This is a genomic window from Chryseobacterium daeguense DSM 19388 (assembly GCF_000430825.1).
In the GTDB taxonomy this organism is placed as follows: Bacteria; Bacteroidota; Bacteroidia; order Flavobacteriales; family Weeksellaceae; genus Chryseobacterium; species Chryseobacterium daeguense.
The window spans coordinates 177,151-197,367 of record NZ_KE387263.1 but is presented as its reverse complement, the minus strand read 5'-3'; the positions used below and the strand labels follow the sequence as shown (position 1 = coordinate 197,367).

18 protein-coding genes are annotated in these 20,217 nt (G+C 36.4%); 13 read left to right on the top strand and 5 right to left on the bottom strand.

Annotated features, from left to right (window positions below; genetic code table 11):
* The first annotated feature begins 32 nt into the window (after window positions 1-32).
* From typA to H560_RS0120355, 9 genes are all read left to right on the top strand, one after another.
* The gene (typA, locus tag H560_RS0120390; protein WP_027381686.1) at window positions 33-1,838 is read left to right on the top strand and encodes a translational GTPase TypA; all 1,806 of its coding nucleotides are present in this window, start codon (window positions 33-35) and stop codon (window positions 1,836-1,838) included.
* A gap of 354 nt (window positions 1,839-2,192) precedes the next feature.
* Window positions 2,193-2,465, top strand: coding sequence for a hypothetical protein (locus tag H560_RS23720; protein ID WP_316929375.1), 273 nt, complete (start codon window positions 2,193-2,195; stop codon window positions 2,463-2,465).
* Entirely contained in the window at window positions 2,417-3,787 is a 1,371-nt protein-coding gene (locus H560_RS22135) for a glycoside hydrolase family 10 protein (protein WP_316929374.1), read from the top strand. The genes H560_RS23720 and H560_RS22135 overlap by 49 nt, the downstream gene beginning before the upstream one ends.
* Window positions 3,788-4,003: 216 nt before the next feature.
* Window positions 4,004-4,240, top strand: a complete 237-nt coding sequence (locus tag H560_RS0120380) for an alpha/beta fold hydrolase (RefSeq protein WP_034753405.1) — start codon at window positions 4,004-4,006, stop codon at window positions 4,238-4,240.
* A gap of 262 nt (window positions 4,241-4,502) precedes the next feature.
* Window positions 4,503-5,054, top strand: coding sequence for a ferritin (locus H560_RS0120375; RefSeq protein WP_027381684.1), 552 nt, complete (start codon window positions 4,503-4,505; stop codon window positions 5,052-5,054).
* 214 nt (window positions 5,055-5,268) lie between these two features.
* Window positions 5,269-6,360, top strand: a complete 1,092-nt coding sequence (gene ychF / locus H560_RS0120370) for a redox-regulated ATPase YchF (protein WP_027381683.1) — start codon at window positions 5,269-5,271, stop codon at window positions 6,358-6,360.
* Window positions 6,361-6,445: 85 nt separating this feature from the next.
* The gene (locus H560_RS0120365) at window positions 6,446-7,528 is read left to right on the top strand and encodes a hypothetical protein (protein WP_027381682.1); all 1,083 of its coding nucleotides are present in this window, start codon (window positions 6,446-6,448) and stop codon (window positions 7,526-7,528) included.
* Window positions 7,529-7,573: 45 nt separating this feature from the next.
* Window positions 7,574-8,512 carry a helix-turn-helix domain-containing protein gene (locus tag H560_RS0120360; protein WP_027381681.1) on the top strand — a complete coding sequence of 313 codons (939 nt, stop codon included), beginning with the start codon at window positions 7,574-7,576 and terminating at the stop codon, window positions 8,510-8,512.
* An 87-nt stretch (window positions 8,513-8,599) separates the two neighbouring features.
* Complete coding sequence (locus tag H560_RS0120355) at window positions 8,600-9,364, top strand: SDR family NAD(P)-dependent oxidoreductase (protein WP_027381680.1); 765 nt, start codon at window positions 8,600-8,602, stop codon at window positions 9,362-9,364.
* Window positions 9,365-9,474: 110 nt separating this feature from the next.
* Here the strand turns inward: H560_RS0120355 and H560_RS0120350 are convergent, their stop codons facing one another.
* Entirely contained in the window at window positions 9,475-10,623 is a 1,149-nt protein-coding gene (locus H560_RS0120350) for a methionine aminotransferase (protein ID WP_027381679.1), read from the bottom strand.
* 818 nt (window positions 10,624-11,441) lie between these two features.
* Here H560_RS0120350 and H560_RS0120335 point away from each other — a divergent pair.
* Genes H560_RS0120335 through H560_RS0120320 form a run of 4 tightly spaced genes read left to right on the top strand, consistent with a single transcriptional unit; the run spans window position 11,442 to window position 17,098 of the window.
* Window positions 11,442-13,331, top strand: coding sequence for a DNA topoisomerase IV subunit B (locus H560_RS0120335; RefSeq protein ID WP_027381678.1), 1,890 nt, complete (start codon window positions 11,442-11,444; stop codon window positions 13,329-13,331).
* 33 nt (window positions 13,332-13,364) lie between these two features.
* Entirely contained in the window at window positions 13,365-13,844 is a 480-nt protein-coding gene (locus H560_RS0120330; protein WP_027381677.1) for a hypothetical protein, read from the top strand.
* Window positions 13,845-13,847: 3 nt separating this feature from the next.
* Window positions 13,848-16,433 carry a DNA gyrase/topoisomerase IV subunit A gene (locus tag H560_RS0120325; protein WP_027381676.1) on the top strand — a complete coding sequence of 862 codons (2,586 nt, stop codon included), beginning with the start codon at window positions 13,848-13,850 and terminating at the stop codon, window positions 16,431-16,433.
* Window positions 16,434-16,444: 11 nt separating this feature from the next.
* Window positions 16,445-17,098 (top strand): rhomboid family intramembrane serine protease, encoded by a 654-nt coding sequence (locus tag H560_RS0120320; RefSeq protein WP_027381675.1) that lies wholly within the window; start codon window positions 16,445-16,447, stop codon window positions 17,096-17,098.
* A gap of 168 nt (window positions 17,099-17,266) precedes the next feature.
* On the opposite strand, the gene H560_RS0120315 is transcribed toward H560_RS0120320, so the two are convergent.
* The 4 genes from H560_RS0120315 to H560_RS0120300 all read right to left on the bottom strand — a co-directional run bounded on the left by H560_RS0120315 (window position 17,267) and on the right by H560_RS0120300 (window position 20,117).
* Complete coding sequence (locus H560_RS0120315; RefSeq protein WP_027381674.1) at window positions 17,267-17,626, bottom strand: DUF4180 domain-containing protein; 360 nt, start codon at window positions 17,624-17,626, stop codon at window positions 17,267-17,269.
* A gap of 219 nt (window positions 17,627-17,845) precedes the next feature.
* A complete protein-coding gene (gene prmC / locus H560_RS0120310; RefSeq protein WP_027381673.1) occupies window positions 17,846-18,697 on the bottom strand; it encodes a peptide chain release factor N(5)-glutamine methyltransferase in 852 nt (283 codons plus the stop codon).
* Window positions 18,697-19,455 (bottom strand): peroxide stress protein YaaA, encoded by a 759-nt coding sequence (yaaA, locus tag H560_RS0120305; protein ID WP_027381672.1) that lies wholly within the window; start codon window positions 19,453-19,455, stop codon window positions 18,697-18,699. The genes prmC and yaaA overlap by 1 nt, the downstream gene beginning before the upstream one ends.
* 50 nt (window positions 19,456-19,505) lie before the next feature.
* A complete protein-coding gene (locus H560_RS0120300) occupies window positions 19,506-20,117 on the bottom strand; it encodes an L-threonylcarbamoyladenylate synthase (RefSeq protein WP_027381671.1) in 612 nt (203 codons plus the stop codon).
* Between the last annotated feature and the right edge of the window lie 100 nt (window positions 20,118-20,217).

The following is a 20,217-nucleotide window of genomic DNA, read 5'->3' as shown; positions in this document are numbered from 1 at the left end:
AATCACTATTTTTGCACCCGTAAAAATCTTATATGCAAAACATTAGAAATATTGCGATTATCGCACACGTTGACCACGGTAAGACAACTTTGGTCGACAAGATCATCCACGCTACCAATATTTTCAGAGAAAATCAGGAGAGTGGAGAATTAATTATGGATAACAATGATCTTGAAAGAGAAAGAGGGATCACCATCTTATCCAAGAATATTTCTGTTACTTATAAAGACACAAAAATTAATGTAATTGATACACCCGGTCACGCCGATTTTGGTGGGGAAGTAGAAAGAGTATTGAAAATGGCAGACGGGGTAATTTTGTTGGTAGATGCCTTCGAAGGACCAATGCCGCAGACAAGATTCGTACTTCAGAAAGCTTTGGAATTAGGGTTAAGACCATTGGTGGTTATCAATAAGGTGGATAAGCCAAACTGTCGTCCGGATGAGGTTCACGATCAGGTTTTTGATCTTTTCTTCAACCTTGAAGCGACTGAAGAGCAATTGGATTTCCCAACGTTCTACGGATCTTCTAAACAGGGATGGTTCAATACTTCATTAGAACAGACAGAAGATATTTTCCCATTATTAGACGGAATTTTACAATATGTTCCTGCTCCGAAAATTACGGAAGGAAATCTTCAGATGCAGATTACTTCTCTTGATTATTCTTCTTTCTTAGGAAGAATCGCGATCGGGAAGGTAACGAGAGGTGAGATCAAAGAATCTCAATGGATCGGTCTTGCACAGGCAGATGGTAAAATTGTAAAAGGAAAAGTAAAAGAATTATACGTTTTTGAAGGATTAGGAAAGAAAAAAGTAACGGAAGTACAGGCAGGAGATATCTGTGCTGTGGTAGGTTTCGATGCTTTCCAGATTGGAGATTCTTTTGTAGATCTGGAAAATCCTGAGCCGTTGGAAAGAACAGCAATTGATGAGCCTACGTTGAACATGACGTTCTCTATCAACAATTCACCTTTCTTCGGTAAAGATGGTAAATACGTGACTTCTAATCACTTAAAAGAAAGATTAACGAAAGAATTAGAGAAAAACTTAGCATTAAGAGTTCAGCAGACTGATGATGCCAACACTTTCCTTGTTTTCGGTAGAGGTATTCTTCACTTATCAGTTCTTATTGAAACAATGAGAAGAGAAGGTTACGAAATGACAATCGGACAGCCGCAGGTAATCCTTAGAGAAATCGACGGTGTAAATTGTGAGCCTTACGAATCTTTGGTTGTAGACGTACCGGAAGAATATGCATCAAGAGTTATCGATTTAGCGACTCAGAGAAAAGGTGACCTTCACATTATGGAAACTAAAGGTGAAATGCAGCACATGGAATTCGAAATTCCTTCAAGAGGTTTAATCGGGTTACGTTCTCAGATGTTGACTGCTACTGCAGGGGAAGCTATCATGGCCCACCGTTTCACAGAATATAAGCCTTTCAAAGGAGCTATTCCGGGAAGAAACAACGGGGTATTGATCAGCAAAACTCAAGGGCCGGCTACGGAATATTCTATCAACAAACTACAGGACAGAGGTAAGTTCTTCGTAGATCCGGGAGAGGAAATCTATGCAGGTATGATTATCGGTGAGCAAAACAAGCCGGGAGATTTGGTGGTAAACATCGTTGAAGCAAAACAGCTTAATAACATGAGAGCTGCCGGAAAAGATAAAGATACTGGTGTAGCACCAAAAATCTTATTCTCTCTGGAAGAATGTATGGAATATATTCAGGCTGATGAAGCTATTGAGGTAACACCAAACTTCATCCGTATGAGAAAGAAAATTCTTTCTGAAGAAGACAGAAAAAGATTGGAAAGACAAGCAAAAGCTTAATAAAATTCTTTAATATAAACAAAAGCCTCGATTTTTCGGGGCTTTTTTATTTCTATCTACACGAAACCTCAATAGGAGCGGACTTTAGTCCGCTTTCAACATTCAATAAAAATCCTGGCTTCAGTCAAAATTAATATGATAGAAGTGAGAATCTTTTTGAGAGCTTAACTGAGTGAAATCGAAGATTCGGCGAAGTCAAACGCCTTTGCGAACTTAAAAACAGATAGTAACCAAAAAAAACTTTGTGTACTTTGCGTTAAAATAATTAATTTAAATAAATATTCATTAAATAATTCATTTTATTATCTTAATTTTTAAAATCAAAAAAAATAATTTAATGTAGTTTTGCAGAGTATGAAAATGAATAAACTTAAATTAATATTTTTATTAGGGCTTTTTGCTTCGTGCAGCAGTTCTAAAACTGTAATAAATAGCTCAAAGCCGGTAAAAAATCAAAATACAACAAAACCCGTAAAACCTGCACCCAATACTCCTCCTGCAGCGTCAGTAACCACAACTCCCACAGAAGAAATATTCCGCACCAATCTTCCGGAAATCAAAAGGGAATTCCGTGGCGCATGGATTGCCAGCGTAGCCAATATCAACTGGCCGTCAAAGGCTATTTAACGGTTGATCAGCAAAAATCGGAAGCGATCAGCATGCTCGATATGCTTAGAGATAATAATTTCAATGCGGTGATTTTTCAGGTTCGTCCTTCTGCAGATGCCTTATATACAAGCAGCATGGAGCCGTGGTCTTATTTTTTGACAGGAGAAACAGGAAGGGCACCTTATCCTAATTATGATCCGTTGCAGTTTTGGATAGAAGAAGCCCATAAAAGAGGATTGGAGCTTCATGTCTGGTTAAATCCTTACAGGGCACATCACACCAATGGAGGTGCTGTCAACAGCTTATCAATGGTTAACAAACTTTCTGATATTGTGATGAGGCTTAAAAACGGAATGTACTGGTTTGATCCCGCTAACCCGAAAACCCAGGGCCATGTTTCCAACGTGGTGAAGGATATTGTAAAGAGATATGATATAGATGCTGTTCATTTTGATGATTATTTTTATCCTTATGCAACCTATAATAAAGGAGCGGATTTTCCTGATAATGCAAGCTGGAACGAATATGTAAGAAATGGAGGAAGCCTTACAAGGGCAGATTGGAGAAGAGATAATGTGAATAAGTTTGTAGAAAGAATTTACAAAGAAATCCATGCGGAAAAAAGTCATGTAAGATTTGGGATCAGCCCGTTCGGGATCTGGAAACCCGGCTATCCGGAAGGTATTGTAGGCTCTTCACAGTATGACGAATTGTATGCTGATGCTAAACTATGGCTAAATAAAGGCTGGGTAGATTATTTCTCACCCCAGTTGTACTGGCCGATTGATTCCCAGGGACAGGGATTTGAAAAATTATTAAGCTGGTGGAAGTCAGAAAACACCATGAACCGCCACCTTTGGCCGGGACTGAATACCGTAGAAATCAAAGTTTCTGACCGACCAGCGGAAATTAAAAATCAGGTAGAAATTTCAAGGCAGGTTTTAGGAAAAGATGCCGGCGAAATTCACTGGAGTATAGCGGGACTGACAAGAAATGCAGGAATGCTGCCTGCCTTAAAGAACGGGCCTTACAAAGAAAAAGCATTAGTCCCAAAAACCTCATGGCTAAAAGCTGCGCCCCTGCAGATTCCCACGCTTTTCATTACGGACAATGGAAGCTTTGCGAAAACAAGCTGGAGCGTGAAAAACATCGGAGATGTATTTCAGTGGGTACTTTTTACACAGTACAACGGAGTCTGGGAAACGGAAATTCTTACACTGGATCAGCTTTCCAAAGATATTCCTAAATTCAAAGACGGAAAAACATTAAATGCCGTAGCCATTAAAGCCATAGACAGACTGGGAAATGAAAGCGATTATCTGGCTAAAAAAGTAAAATAAATCAATACATATTGTCCCTTCTTTACAAAGAGGGGATTTTTTACGTTTTAAAATGTCTAATTAGCCTTTAAAATGTCTGTTTAAACCAGTTTATCAGTGACACGTTTATTTTTATGATTTATGCTTGCACCATAAAATCAAACAAAAATAAACTACAATGAAAACAATCAGAAAAACTCAGTTACCAGTGTTTTATGTTTAACGCTTTTCACAGCAGTGTTGAGCTGGGCACAGCCGGATGCTAATGCATTGACTGAACTGCATAACATTCACAATCCTGTTCTTATCGCTCATGGAGAAAATGATCTTCCCGTTGCTGTTCAGAATGCACATAATTTACATGAAAATTTAGAAAACTCAGAATTAATTATTTTTCCGGATTCAGGGTACGCTTCTTTTTTCCAGAATCATGATGCATTTGTCTCAAAAGTTGTTGAATTTTTGAATAAATAAATAATTTGAATTAAATTAAATTAAAGAAGGGATATTAGTTATCCCTTTTGCTATATTTTCAAAAAACGCATCCAAAATTTCAGTTTTAGTTAAAAAGTACGGAAAAAGTAAACAATTTTATTTTAGACTAACTATAAATTATTAACTTAAAATAAAGTAATTCAGTAGATTATAAATATGTTTCATTAAATAGATTTAAATTAAAAACCTCTCGGAACCATTTTTGCATCTGTAAAACCATAATCACTAAAAAATATGAATTATGAATACTAACAGACTTTCCGCAACAATGGAAAAAGCGCTTAGTGACCAAATGAACAAAGAAATTCACGCATCACACGTTTTTTTATCTTATGGAATCTGGGCAGATGATAAAGGTTATCAGGGAATCGCAAATTTCCTTTACAGACACGCTCAGGAAGAAAGAAATCATTCTATTAAATTTATGGAATACATTCTGAACAGAGGAGGAAAACCAAAAGTAGATGCAATCCCGGCTCCGCCCGCAGATCCGGAATCTTTAACTGCTTGTTTTGATGGTGTTTTTAAACATGAAGTAGACAATACCACCTCAATTTACAGGCTGGTAGATCTGGCTATGGAAGAAAAAGACTGGGCAACGTGGAATTTTATGCAATGGTTTGTGCAGGAACAGATCGAAGAAGAAACACTGGCTTCCAACCTGATCGACAAACTGAAAATTGCCGGAGGAGATAGGGCTACAGACGAATCTCTGTTTATTTTTGATAAAACATTACAAGATGCACCTAATGACGTTCCTCTTGCACAGGACGCTACAGGTGATAACCCATAAAACCGGATTGAATAAAAATTTATTTGAATCTGTCAGGAAACTGGCAGATTTTTTTATTATGAAACTGTCTTTAAAATCACTATCTTTGCACACTCATAATTCAAGGCTTATGGTTTAAAGTTTTATGGTACAGATTGAAAGCAGTTTTTGCTCAATCTGGAATCCTTAAACTTTAATCCCTGAATCTTAACCCTTAAACTTTGAATCTAACGTTATGAAATGTGGAATCGTAGGCTTACCGAATGTAGGTAAATCAACTCTTTTTAACTGTCTGAGCAACGCAAAAGCACAGTCGGCAAACTATCCTTTCTGTACTATTGAGCCCAATTTGGGAACAGTTTCCGTTCCGGATCACAGATTGTTTGAGCTGGAAAAATTAGTAAAACCGGAAAGAGTTTTGCCTGCCGTTGTAGAGATCGTAGATATCGCAGGTCTTGTAAAAGGAGCCAGCAAAGGAGAAGGTTTGGGAAACCAGTTCCTGGCGAATATTCGTGAGTGTGAGGCGATTATCCATGTTTTAAGATGTTTTGATAATGGAAATATCGTTCACGTAGAAGGTTCGGTAGATCCGTTAAGAGATAAGGAAATTATTGACATCGAGCTTCAGTTGAAAGACTTGGAAACTGTAGGAAAAGCAGTTGAAAAAGCGAAAAAGTTCATTAAATCAGGTAAAAAAGAAGATATTCTGACGTATGAAACACTTCAGAATCTTCAAAAATTCCTTGAAGATGGTAAAAATGCAAGAGAATTCCCGGCTGATGATTTCGCAAAATCAATTATCGGGGAAGTTCAATTGTTGACAAATAAACCGGTTCTTTACGTTTGCAACGTAGACGAAAATTCTATCAAAAACGGAAACGAGTGGATCGGAAAGATCGAAGAAATGGCTAAAAATGAAGGGGCAGAAGTAGTAGTTCTTGCTGCTCAGATCGAGGCTGATATCAATGAGCTTGAAACATTTGAGGAAAGAGAAATTTTCCTTGAAGAGCTGGGACTTACTGAACCGGGAGTTAACCGTCTGATCAGAAAAGCATACGATCTGTTAAAGCTTCAGACGTACTTTACAGCCGGAGTTAAAGAAGTAAGAGCCTGGACAATCGGGCAGGGCTGGACGGCACCGCAGGCTGCGGGGGTTATCCACACAGACTTCGAAAAAGGATTCATCCGTGCTGAGGTAATCAAATATGATGATTATGTGAATTATGGTTCTGAAGCAAAGGTGAAAGAAGCAGGGAAACTTTCTGTAGAAGGAAAAGAATATGTGGTGAAAGATGGTGACATCATGCACTTCAGATTCAACGTATAAGAAAATATTAAAGTTAGTTATAAAGAAAAACGCTTCCGATGTATTTTGGGAGCGTTTTTTGCATTCATGAGTCAAACTTTTAACGATGAAGATTTTATATTTTATTCTTTTTACTCTATTAATTTCATGCTCAAAAAATGCCGATGACAGGTGTTTTGCCGGTAAATATGAACAGACCTTCAAAGGATATGTTGAAAAAGAGACATTTACTGTAAAACAGATTCTTGAATATAAACCGGATTATCTTGAAATCAGTGATCTCAGAAATTATTGGACCTTTAAGCAAGATAGTATAGAGGCTCGTGAAATTTACTCTGAAGAAATAGAAGAAAAAAAATGGAAAACACATCAGGAAGAATTTAAGCTGTTCAAAGAAAAATTTTCAGATCAGTTTTCCTGTTCAAATAAACTGCAGACAGGAGATGCAATATATGCACTGGGAACAAATAATTTGGGATTCTGGCTGTTGAAGATTGAGAAAGATAGACCTTCTGCATATTTTCTAGGCTTAAGTTTTAGTCATTACTATATTAATAATATCCAGGAAAATTCAATTATAAAAGATGGATTCCTTCAATTGGAAGGCAGCCTGGTTAAAATTGTAAAGGTTGCAGGCTTACCCGGCTATGACGACTATTCCGCTATCGATGATGGAAAATTATTTAAAATTAATTTAAAAGATCTCACAAAAGATTCTGATAATGATGGTTATAATGACATTTTTGAAAAAAGTTTTGGCTTAAACCCAAACAATAAGGATACGGACGGTGACGGAATGTCTGATTTCGATGATCTTAACCCAATGTTTATATCAGGGAAAAATAAGTTTACGACACTTTATGAACAGCTTCTTCCGGCTTACGAAGAAACAGTTGATCTTAAAAATCTCCACTATACTTTTGATATATTTGAAAATGACTGCGATTATTTTCATCAGGTACATCCAAATTCAAGAATTCTGTTTACACCGGAAAGCAATAGCAAGAAAACTTATTATGAAAAAGTAACTGATCTTACAAGAGGCAATATTTCAAAAATTAAAAGGGATAAGCTTGATAAAAACAAATTTTACATTTCAAAGTCAGGAAGCAGTTTTGAAAATGACTATGCGGCCGAGTATAAAAACGGAAAATGGGCTTTAGAAATAATCGGCGGAATTACTATTTAATTTATAATGTAATAGTTGTACATTTGATTTTTACAAATAACACTCATGGAAAAACTCGCGCATGCCACAATTGAAGATTTCTACAGAGAAATGACCGCCAAGCTTGGGAAAGACCTCGAAAGCATCTTCCCAAAAGGACTTCATAAAGATATCGGGCATTTTAATGTATTTGATATTGCCCAGACAATTGAAAAAGCAAAAGCGACTTCTGAAATGCCCTATAACAGAAGGAAATATTATAAAATAAGCCTGATAAGAGGGAAAAACAGGGCAGAATACGCAGATAAAACTATTCAGATTAAACAGAATGCTTTATTGTTTGCAACCCCAAAGGTTCCTTACCACTGGATCCCTGAAGACCCCGATCAGTCCGGGAGTTTCTGTGTTTTTACGGAAGATTTTTTTATTAAAGACAAATCTCACAGCACCCTTGAAGATTTACCGATTTTCCAGCCGGGAAATGTGCCTGTTTTTGAAATTGATAATGAACTGGCCGATGAAATAGAACAGCTTTACAGCAAAATAAAAAAAGAAATAGAATCAGATTATATCTTCAAATATGACCTGATCAGAAATTATGTAGTGGAACTCATCCATTACGGCCAGAAACTACAGCCCGCGACCAAAATTTCTACATCAAATGACGCATCACTCCGTGTGGTTTCTTTATTCATAGAATTACTGGAAAGGCAGTTTCCCATTGAATCTGCTGAAAACAGGCTGCAGTTAAAAACCGCGAAAGACTATGCAGATAGGTTGGCCGTTCATGTGAATTACTTAAATAAAAAATTAAAAGAAAGTACCGGAAAAACTACGACAGAATTTATCGCAGACCGATTGATACAGGAAGCAAAAATCCTTTTAAAACAAACAAAATGGAATGTTTCCGAGATTTCCTACGCATTGGGTTTTGAAGAAATTGCTCACTTTTCAAACTTTTTTAAAAGGAAAACAACGTTTACTCCCATGGAATTTCGCTCGTGATTTGAATTTTGCAAATTTCAGTTTGATTCGGGCAAATACTTTGGCTTACAATTTTCTCAACTTTGTATCAACAAATAACATAAACAAATGAGTACAAGAACAAAAATCGCTGTGGTAACCGGAGGAAGCCGCGGACTGGGAAAAAATTCAGCAATTAAAATTGCACAAAAAGGTTTAGATGTAATCATCACTTACAGAAGTAACAAGGAAGAAGCTGATAAAGTGGTGGAAGAAATCCAGGCTTTAGGCAGAAAAGCAATTGCTTATCAGCTGGATACAAAAGATATAAGGAGCTTTGATGCTTTCGTAAAGCAGGTGGGAGATCATCTGGAAGAAAATACAGGCAGCAGAAACATAGATTTTCTTGTAAATAATGCCGGAACAGCCTTATACGCACCGATTCCTGATGTTACGGAAGACCAACTGGATGATGTGGTAGACATCCATTTCAAGGGAGTATTTTTCTTGACACAGAAGTTTTTACCGTTTATTAATGAAGAAGGAGGAATTATCAATGTTTCTTCAGGACTTGCAAGATTTGCATTGCCGGGATCGTCAATTTATGGCTCTATCAAAGCAGGCGTTGAGATGCTGACGAAATATATGGCGAAAGAATTAGGACCAAGAAAAATTAAAGTCAATGTTATCGCTCCTGGCGCTATCGAAACAGATTTCGGAGGCGGAAGAACAAGGGATGATGAGCATATAAATGCTATGGTAGCCAGCAATACGGCATTAGGAAGAGCCGGAGTACCGGATGATATCGGCGGAGTGGTGGCTTTCCTTTGTACTGAAGATGCAAGATGGATCAACGGGCAGAGAATAGAAGCTTCCGGAGGAATGTTTTTATAGAAGCTAAATTAATTCAACGGTTTGTCATTCTGAGGAACGGAAAATCTCTGATATATTGAGATTCTTCACTTACATTTCGTTCAGAATGACAAACCTTTGGATTATAAATACTATATTTTCAATAAATTTTCAATCGCTTTTTCTAAAGTTTCCTGCTTTTTTGCAAAACATAAACGGATCACATTTTCATTCAGTTTATTTTTATAAAAAGAAGAAAACGGAACACTCGCTACTTTATGCGTGATGGTCAGTTCGCTGGCAAAATCGAAATCATTTTTATCTGAAATTTTATCATATTTCAAAGCTTGGAAATAAGTTCCTTCACAATCCAGCAGCTCAAATGATGTTGTGGCCAAGCCTTGTCTTAAAAAATCTCTTTTTTCCTCAAAAAACTGGTTCAGCTGATTGTAATGATCGGGGTTTTTCATGTATTCCGCCAAGGCCATCTGAATGGGTGTATTTACAGAAAAAACATTGAACTGATGTACTTTCCGGAATTCATCCGTAAGGTTTTTCGGTGCGGCACAATATCCGGTTTTCCAACCTGTAACATGGAATAACTTTCCAAAAGATGCTACAAGAAGGCTTCTTTCTTTCAGTTCGGGATATTTGCAGATGCTGAGGTGCTGTTTTCCGTCATAGACAATGTTTTCATAGACTTCATCGCTTAAAATCAAAATGGAAGTTCCTTTTACAATTTTAATTAATTCCTGAATGTCATTCTCCTTTAAAATCTTTCCGGAAGGGTTATTCGGATTATTCAGGATAATCATTTTTGTTTTGTCTGAAACTAAGCTTTTTACTGAATTCCAGTCGATTTCATAGTCCGGAGCTTTCATTTCAAAACGCTTCACAATTCCCCCGAAAAGTTCTACGGTAGGTTCATAACAATCGTATGCCGGCTCAAAGATTATAACTTCATCATCTTTTTTTATAAAAGTGGCAATAGCGGTAAAAATAGCCTGGGTTCCGCCCGCAGTTATGGTAATTTCCGATTCAGGATGGTAAATCGCCTGATGAGAATTTTCTATTTTTTTTGCAATTTCTTCTTTTAAAGCAATCATTCCTCCCATGGGGGCGTATTGATTAAAGCCTTTTTTAATGAAATGATCTGCTTTATCCAGCAGCTCAGAATCCGGCATGAAATCCGGGAAGCCCTGCGACAGGTTGATGGCTTCGTTTTCATTGGCCAGCTGTGTCATCTGGCTGAAAATAGTGGTTCCTACATTAGATAATTTCGATAAAGGAAGGTGTATCATTAAGCGGATTTTTAATTATATCGAATTTAATTCATTTTCTAAATCTGTCCAAATTTCTTTTATAATCGGTTTTATCTTCCGTTCTGCATAAACCTTGTTAAGGTTCAAAACCTTGACAAGAGGTAGAATTAAAAGCTCTTTACTTTATTTTTTCATCTAATATCTTCCTTAAAAATGTAATTTCTTCTTTTAATCTTTGAATATATTCTTTTTCATTATGAATAATCATTGTACCATTTTGAGCAGCTTGGTACACAAAGATATTCCGGTATCAGAAGGAATTTATCGATTTAAAGGTTTAACAGGTTTAATCTTGGAAGTTAGTGACCCTAACAGATTTCATTAATTTACAGCAATTGGAATCGAAAAAAAGCATTTGAAATTGCGCCTTTACAAAAAGGAATCCCAGCGACACGAGAGCAATACATTAAAAAAAGAGAAGAGTCTAAAAGGTGCTTTACTCATTTTTATACTATAAAGAGCAGATTTATTGTCTTACAGATAATTTTTTATGTACTGTTACTTACTTTTACTATACTCCATAATGCATTTACTTTAGTTGAGTAAAAATTTATTCAACTTCGGTATATTTTTATCGTACTGTAGTTAATTTTTATATTGCTACTGAAGAAATTTATTCCGCTGCACTGCATTTTTATTCTACTGTAGTATATTTTTGCTTTTGTACAGTAGATTTAGAACTTCTTTCAGAATAAAATGATTTATAAAGCATGGTTGATAGTATTATCATAAAAATAAATTAAAAATTCGGATAATTTTGTCCAATTTCGTATTTTTGTATGTTTGCTGAAATTACTATGTCACAAGAAATAAATCCAATCTATTCCGAAGATAACATCAGAACCCTCGATTGGCAGGAACACATACGCTTGCGTCCCGGAATGTACATCGGGAAGCTGGGAGACGGTTCTTCTGCTGATGACGGTATCTATATTTTGCTTAAAGAAATTCTGGACAACTCCATAGATGAGTTCAGGATGAAAGCAGGTAAAAGAATTGAAATAAAGCTGGACGACGGGAAAGTTACGATCCGTGACTTCGGCCGTGGTATCCCGCTGGGGAAAGTGGTGGAAGCCGTTTCAAAAATGAATACCGGTGGTAAGTATGACAGCAAAGCTTTCAAAAAATCAGTAGGTCTTAACGGTGTAGGTACAAAAGCAGTAAATGCGCTTTCGGAATATTTTCGTGTGCGTTCTTTCCGTGAAGGAAGGATGAAAATGGCAGAATTTTCACGCGGGATCATTACCGAAAATCACGAGGAAAAAGAAACTTCGGACAGAAACGGGACCGAAATCTCTTTCATTCCGGATGGTGAGATTTTCCTTCACTTCAAGTTCAGAAAAGAATACATCGAGAGAATGCTCCGAAATTATGCTTACCTGAACCCTGGACTGAAAATACTTTTTAACGGCGAAACTTTCTTTTCCGAAAACGGACTTAAAGATTTGTTGGACGAGGAGCTGGAAAACGAAACCCTGTATCCGATTGTTCATTTGAGGGATAATGATATTGAAGTTGCCATTACACATACTGATAAATCCCAGACGGAAACGTATTTTTCTTTTGTTAACGGACAAAATACCACTCAGGGCGGTACTCACCTGAATGCCTTCCGTGAAGCGTATGTAAAAACCATCCGCGAATTCTTCAATAAGAATTTTGATGCCTCGGATGTCAGAAAGTCAATTGTTGCAGCCGTTTCCATCAATGTGGAAGAACCTGTTTTCGAATCTCAGACTAAAACCAAGTTGGGATCAAACGATATCGGGCCAAACGGACCTACGGTAAGAACTTTCATTATTGATTTCTTAAAAAGCAAATTAGATAACTTTTTACATAAAAATCCTGAAGTTGCAGAAGCAATTCAGCGAAAAATATTAATTTCCGAAAGAGAGAGAAAAGAACTTTCCGGAATTCAGAAGCTGGCAAGGGAGAGGGCAAAAAAAGTTTCCCTTCACAATAAAAAGCTTCGTGACTGCAGACAGCATTACAATGACCAGAAAAACGAAAGAAAAGGAGAAACCCAGATATTTATTACCGAGGGAGATTCTGCTTCCGGATCGATTACGAAGTCAAGAGATGTAGAAACTCAGGCTGTATTTTCATTAAAAGGAAAGCCTTTGAACTGCTATGGCCTAACAAAGAAAGTGGTGTACGAAAATGAAGAGTTCAATCTTCTCCAGGCCGCTTTAAATATTGAGGAAAGCTTAGAAGATCTCAGATATAACCAGGTAATTATTGCTACCGATGCCGATGTGGACGGGATGCACATCCGTCTGTTGATGATTACGTTTTTCCTTCAGTTCTTCCCTGACCTGATTAAAAACGGACATCTTTATATTCTTCAGACCCCTTTGTTCAGGGTAAGAAACAAAAAGGAAACAAGATATTGCTATTCTGAGGCAGAAAGAGTAAAGGCATTGAATGAGCTGGGGAAAAACCCGGAAATCACCCGATTCAAAGGATTGGGAGAGATCTCACCGGATGAGTTCAAGCATTTTATAGGAAAAGACATTCGTCTGGAGCCCGTAGTTGTAGGAAAGGATCAGACCATAGACCAGCTGCTGGAATTTTATATGGGGAAAAATACTCCGGACAGACAAACTTTCATCCTCGAAAATCTTGTAGTAGAAGATCCGGATATTGATAAAAAAGAAATATTGAGTGAAGTCATAGATGAAAAATAAATAAAAACTATAATTTTAAAACACAACACAAATATGAGACTAAGTAACCGTAACAAAAGTTCCTTGTACAATTTCCTGAACACCCTGCTGATTATGTTTTTAATCGCAGGAATCGGAGCTTTTCTGTTGGAAGAATACAGATTTGACATTTTAGGATGGGAAAGCTATTTATTTATACTTGTTCCCGCAGTATTCATAATGCTTTTTTATCTTAACGGAAGACAGATTTTTGAATATGATAGCGATGGAGAAGCTATTCATTTTAAAAACAGGAATATCATACCCTTTCTGGATAAGCCATTAAGCGATGAATTCCCGAAATATAAATTGTTGGAATACGAAATTATCGACGTATTTTTCGTTAAAAGATTGTATGTCACGATATCCAGCAAAAACAGCGGATCTACTATGCTGAAATATGAGATCTCGTATTTAACAAGAAAAGAAGTTAATGATTTAAAACTCTCCTTAAATAAAGTGGTAAAAGCTAATAACGAGAAAAAAGGGTTATAATAAATGATGACAGAAGAATACTCGCATGAAGGTGAGAGCTTAAAAAAAGTTTCCGGGCTGTACAAAGACTGGTTTTTGGATTATGCCTCATACGTTATTTTAGACAGGGCAATCCCGTCAGTATATGATGGTTTTAAGCCTGTTCAGCGTAGGATCATGCATTCCATGCGAGAGCTGGAAGACGGACGTTACAACAAAGTTGCCAATATCGTAGGAAACACCATGAAATATCACCCTCATGGTGATGCCTCTATTACGGATGCCATGGTAGGAATCGGGCAGAAGGAACTGTTGATAGACACTCAGGGAAACTGGGGGAATATCTATACAGGGGATTCTGCAGCGGCGGCAAGATATATTGAAGCCAGGCTTACGCCTTTTGCACTGGAAGTGGTTTTTAACCCAAAAACTACGGAATGGGCAAAGTCTTATGACGGCAGAAACAATGAGCCTATTGATCTTCCGGTAAAATTCCCATTGCTTCTCGCTCAGGGAGTTGAAGGAATCGGGGTGGGGCTTTCCACTAAAATTCTTCCACATAATTTTAATGAATTAATCAACGCTTCCGTAGCTTATCTTAAAGGTAAAAAGTTTGAGCTGTTTCCTGATTTTTTAACGGCTGGTTATCTGGATGTTTCAGAATACAATGACGGTCACAGAGGCGGAAAAGTAAGGGCAAGAGCCAAAATTTCCCCTGTTGATAAGCATACTTTAATCATTACGGAACTTCCTTATTCCAAAACAACCAGTGATCTTATTGATTCTATCTTAAAAGCAAATGAGAAAGGTAAAATCAAGATTAAAAAAATTGAAGACAATACATCAGATAAGGTAGAGATCTTAATCCACCTTCATAACGATGTTTCGCCTGATAAAACGATTGATGCATTGTATGCATTTACTGACTGCCAGGTTACCATTTCACCAAATGCCTGCGTAATTGTCGGCGACAAGCCAATGTTCCTGAATGTATCCGAAATTTTGAGAATGAATACGGATCACACGGTTTCGCTGCTTAAAAAAGAGCTTGAAATCGAACTTCATGAATTGCAGGAAAGCTGGCATTTTTCTTCATTGGAAAGAATTTTCATCGAAAACAGGATTTACCATGATATTGAAGAGGTAAAAACCTGGGAGGATGTTCTGAAAACCATTTATGAAGGTTTAAAGCCTCACACCGGGCATCTTTTGAGAGCTGTTACGGAAGAGGATATTTTAAGGCTTACAGAAATCAGAATCAAGAGAATTTCAAGATTCGATTTAGATAAATTTAAAGAAAATATAGCCGCTCTTGAAGGAAAAATAGAGCAGGTGAAACATCACCTGGAAAACCTTGTTCAGTACGCTATTGATTATTATCTGAATATTCAGAAAAAATACGGTAAAGACAAGCAGAGAAAAACGGAATTAAGGATTTTTGATACCATCGATGCTACAAAAGTGGCGGTTGCAAATGAAAAATTCTATGCCAATTTTGAAGAAGGTTTCATCGGGACTTCATTGAAAAAGGATCAGTATTTGTTCGACTGTTCGGATATTGATGACATCATTACTTTCAGGAAAGACGGAAGCATGAAGGTGGTAAAAGTAGAAGCAAAAACATTTATCGGAAAAGATATTCTTCACGTAGCGATCTGGAAGAAAAACGATAAGCGTACGGTCTACAATATGATCTACCGTGAAGGAAAGGAGGGGCCTTATTACATGAAGCGTTTTTCCGTAACGGGAGGCACAAGGAATACGGACTATCCTTTAGCCTCTGATAAAAAAGGTTCAGAAGTGCTTTATTTTTCGGCTAATCCTAATGGTGAGGCTGAAACAGTAACCGTTCTGCTAAAGCCTAATCCAAGAATCAGAAAAAATAAAATGGACATCAGTTTCTCGGAGCTGGCTATCAAGGGCCGTGATTCCAAAGGAAATCTGGTAACAAAATATGCGGTAAAAAAAGTAGATTTAAAGGAAGAAGGAGTTTCCACTCTGGCGCCGAGAAGAATCTGGTTCGATGATACGGTAAGAAGGCTGAATGCAGACGGAAGGGGAACTTTGCTGGGAAGCTTTAAAGGGGATGATAAAATATTAACCATTAACACAAACGGTGATGCAAAACTGGTTTCTTTTGATCTCGGAAACCGTTTTGACGATGAATATCTGGTCCTTGAAAAATGGAAGCCGGAACAGCCTGTAACCTGCATTTACTATGATGGCGAGAAAGATATGTACTTCATTAAGAGGTTTTTATTTGAAAATACCCCGAACGTACAGACCTTCATGCCTACAGAACATCCGAAATCATTTATCGAAAATGTAATTGTGGCTAACGGGGCAACGGCAGAAATTATTTTTGCAAAAGATAAAGGAAAAGAAAGAGATCCTGAGTCTGTAAATATAGATGAATTCATTGCTGTAAAAGGGATTAAAGCCATTGGAAACCAGTTTACCAAGTTTAAGGTAAAGTCAATCAATATTTCTGTTCCTGAACCTGAAGAAGAAGAGCCGGAAGTTTATGAAGAGCCGGAACCTATGAGCGGTTTCGATGAAGATGGCACGATTGGTGATCTGTTTCAGAGTGATGAGAATTCGGAAAATTAAAGAAAAAAATTATGAATATTTTAATCGTAATAATAGCTATTACTGCCATTATAAGCTTTGTAGCACCTAATGGAAGCAGTAATTTCGAAAAATATAAATTCAGTGTAGGAGCTATTCTGCACAGGAAAGAATACATCCGTCTGCTTTCTGCGGGATTTCTTCATGCGGATATTATGCACTTGGCATTTAATATGATAACGCTGTATTTCTTTGGTCCGGTTGTAATTCAGGGATTTGGGAATGTAGGATTTTTGATTATTTATTTTGGAGCAATCCTGTTAGGAAATATTTTTTCATTATTTATTTATCAGAAACAGCCCTGGTATTCGGCAATTGGGGCTAGTGGAGGTGTTTCGGGGATTTTGTTTTCAGCAATTGCTTTATATCCTCAAATAGGAATTTATTTTTTCTTTATTCCAATTCCGATTCCTGGCTATATCTTTGGTTTAGTTTATTTTGGATATTCAGTGTATATGATGCTCAATCCAAGACAGCACGATAATATTGGACACGCCGCGCATTTAGGAGGTGCTTTTTTCGGGCTTGTTTATGCTGTCGCGAATCAACCGCAGGCTGCGATGGCTAATTCATTATATATAGGAATTATGGCACTTCCACTCATCTATCTCAGTTACGAAATTTTTGTAAGGAAAAGAATAGGATAAATTAAAATATAAAACCAGTGATGATTTCGCTGGTTTATTTTTTTATATTTTAACTAAAACTTACTTAGTTTTTACCACAAAAGAATTTATAACTATAATTGACTTATTAAAGATAATTATTGAAAGCAAAATTTATAAAAGAATAAAAATCAAAAGGTTTTAAAAAACTTAAATCGAAAGCTTTTCCAATGCCTTTTCCAGATTTTCTATGAAAATAATATGATTTGTCTTATTACTTTCGAAAATAAAATCTTTAACGCTTTTACTTTCGTATCGTGTGAAATCTCCAATAATAGCAAGCCTTACCCGGTAATTTGAGAATTTTTGTAAAATATCACCTGCCATTTTATTTTTCAGGTCAAAGAATTCCGGGCAAATATTTTTTTCATAAATAATTACCTTATCAAAATCCTGATAATAGATATTTCCCAGAAGATCCAGTCCGTCCTGAGCAGAATTAATGATTATATCATTAGAAATTACTTCAGCGATTTTTGTATTGTTGACTGCGTGTGTTTTGATTTCCATATTAAAGTTGTTTAAACTAATTTAAATTTAACCACAAAAGAAGCAAAAGAAATTTGGAAAATACATTATTAGCTATTCAAAGTTCTCAAAAGAATAAAAATCAAAGATTTTTAAAGACTTGTGTGTTCTTTTTTATTGTTTAATCATTAACTTTAAATATAATATCAAAATCTTTTGTGTCTTTTGTGGTTAAATAAAAAACTTAAACAGGTCTCTTAATTATTTTATCCCGAAAATAAACCGGTCATTTTCAGATAAATCCTTTATTAAATTTGCTTCTGAAAAATTATTTAAATACAGATTTAAAGTTTCCAGCCCCAGTTTCTGATTAATTTCTAAAAATAAAAGTCCGCCTTTGTTCAGATATTTTTGAGAATCTTCCGCAATTTTTTTGTAGAAAATCAAGACATCAGAAGTGGGAGAGAATAAAGCCATTTTCGGCTCAAATTCTTTCACCGAATCGGCAATTTCGAACTCTTCCTCAATCCCGATATAAGGTGGGTTGGAAATTATAATGTCAAATTTTTGATTTAATTCAAAATTCAAATAATCCGAATGTATGAAATTAACTTCAAGCTGATGAAAAGCTGCATTTTTTTTAGCTGTTTCCAATGCTTTTTCAGAAATATCGATCGAAGTAACTTCAGATAATGAAAAATGTTTCTTTAAAACCAAAGGAATAACCCCGCTTCCGGTTCCGATATCCAAAATCCTCAAACTTTGAAAATTAAACCCTAAACTTTGAATTTTTTGAATAGCGAATTCCAGCAGTTCTTCCGTTTCAGGCCGCGGAATCAATACATTTTCATCCACAAAAAATTTCATTCCATAAAACTCTGTTTCACCTAAAATCTGCTGATAAGGCTTGTAGGTTTTCAATTCGGAAATGATTTCCAATAAACTTTTTTCGTCCTGGATTAATAATTCCTGTCCGCAAAATCTTCTTTGCTGAAAATTGTCAAATCCCACTATTTTTTCAACGAAAACAGCTGACAAAAAGGCTGCTTCCGAATCTATATAGATTTCTGAAAGCTCTGATTTGAAAAGATTTTTAAATTCTGAAATCGTCATTATCTTGTGAAAACAAGTTTCGTATCTATAGATTTTTGCTCGTCAATTCTGTAGCCTTCATAGTTGAATGCTTTGACATCATTCAAAGTTTTTGCGTTGGTTTCTGCGCAGAATCTGGCCACCATTCCCCGGGCGTGTTTGGTGTAAACAACAATTGTTTTTGGTTTTCCATCCTTTAATTCATAGAAATCAAAATCAATTATTTTATGATTAAGCTTTTTACGGTCCACAACTTTAAAGTATTCGTTGCTGGCAAGATTGAGTAAAATTTCGTTCTTTTTTAATTCGGAATTTAATTGTTCCGTAACTTTTTCTCGCCAGAATTCATATAAGTTTTTATAAGTATCAAATTCAAAAGGTCTTCCCATTTCCAGCCTGTAGAGCATCACTTTATCGGAAGGTTTCAGCAATCCATACAATCCGGAAAGTATCCGGTGGTTTTTCTGCAGATAATCCACTGCATTTTTATCCAGGGTTTTTGCATCAAGCCCTCTGTAAACTTCGCCGGTAAAAGCAAAAAGTGCAGGACACGAATCTTTTACTGTAGGTTTTGCTTTCCATTTCTGGTTTCTTTCCCAGTTTTCATCAGCCAGTTTTGGGGATATCTCCATTAGTTCCGAAAGGTATTTCGGAGTTTTCTGTTTTAAATAAGATTGTATAAAAGCTGCGTCATCAATGAATTTCGGTGTGGTGCTTCTCAACAGGTCTGTTGAATTTTCCACATTCATCAATTTTGCAGGAGATGTTACTATTTTCATAAAAGTAAAAACGTAGTTTAATTGAGGCTCAGAAATTAATTTTGAACAATTTATACTATACCTTTTCCCTGACGGATCACCTCCGGTTCGCCTGAAGTAAGATCAACAATAGTGGAAGCCATATTGTCTCCGTAGCCGGAATCTATAACGATGTCTACAAGATGGTCATATTTTTCAGCGATCAGTTCAGGATCGGTAGAATATTCTATGATCTCATCATCATCCTTGATGGAGGTAGAGGCTATAGGATGGCCAAGTTTCTCTACGATCAGCTGCGGAATCGGATGGTCCGGAACACGGATACCGATGGTTTTATGATTTTTGTAGGCTAAAGGCAGGCCCTTGTTCGCATCTAAGATGAATGTAAACGGACCAGGAAGATGGCTTTTTAAAAACCTGAAAACCGAAGTTTCAATAGGTCTTGTGAAATCCGAAAGATGGCTGAGATCATTACAGATAATGGAAAATTGAGCCTTTTCTAATTTGATTTTCTTTATCTGTGCTAATTTTTCCATGGCTTTTATATCAAAAATATTGCAGCCAAGGGCATAAACAGTGTCGGAAGGATAAATAATGAGTCCGCCATTGTTTAAGGTTTTAATAACCTCATTAATAAGATTTTCCTGTGGATTGTCAGGATATATTTTCAATATTTTTGCCATAGAACAAAGATACGAATATTAAAATAGTTTTCATAAAAGTCCTTTATTTAAAAGAAAAATTAGGATTTTAAAAATATTGTCGTATATTTGCAATCCAATA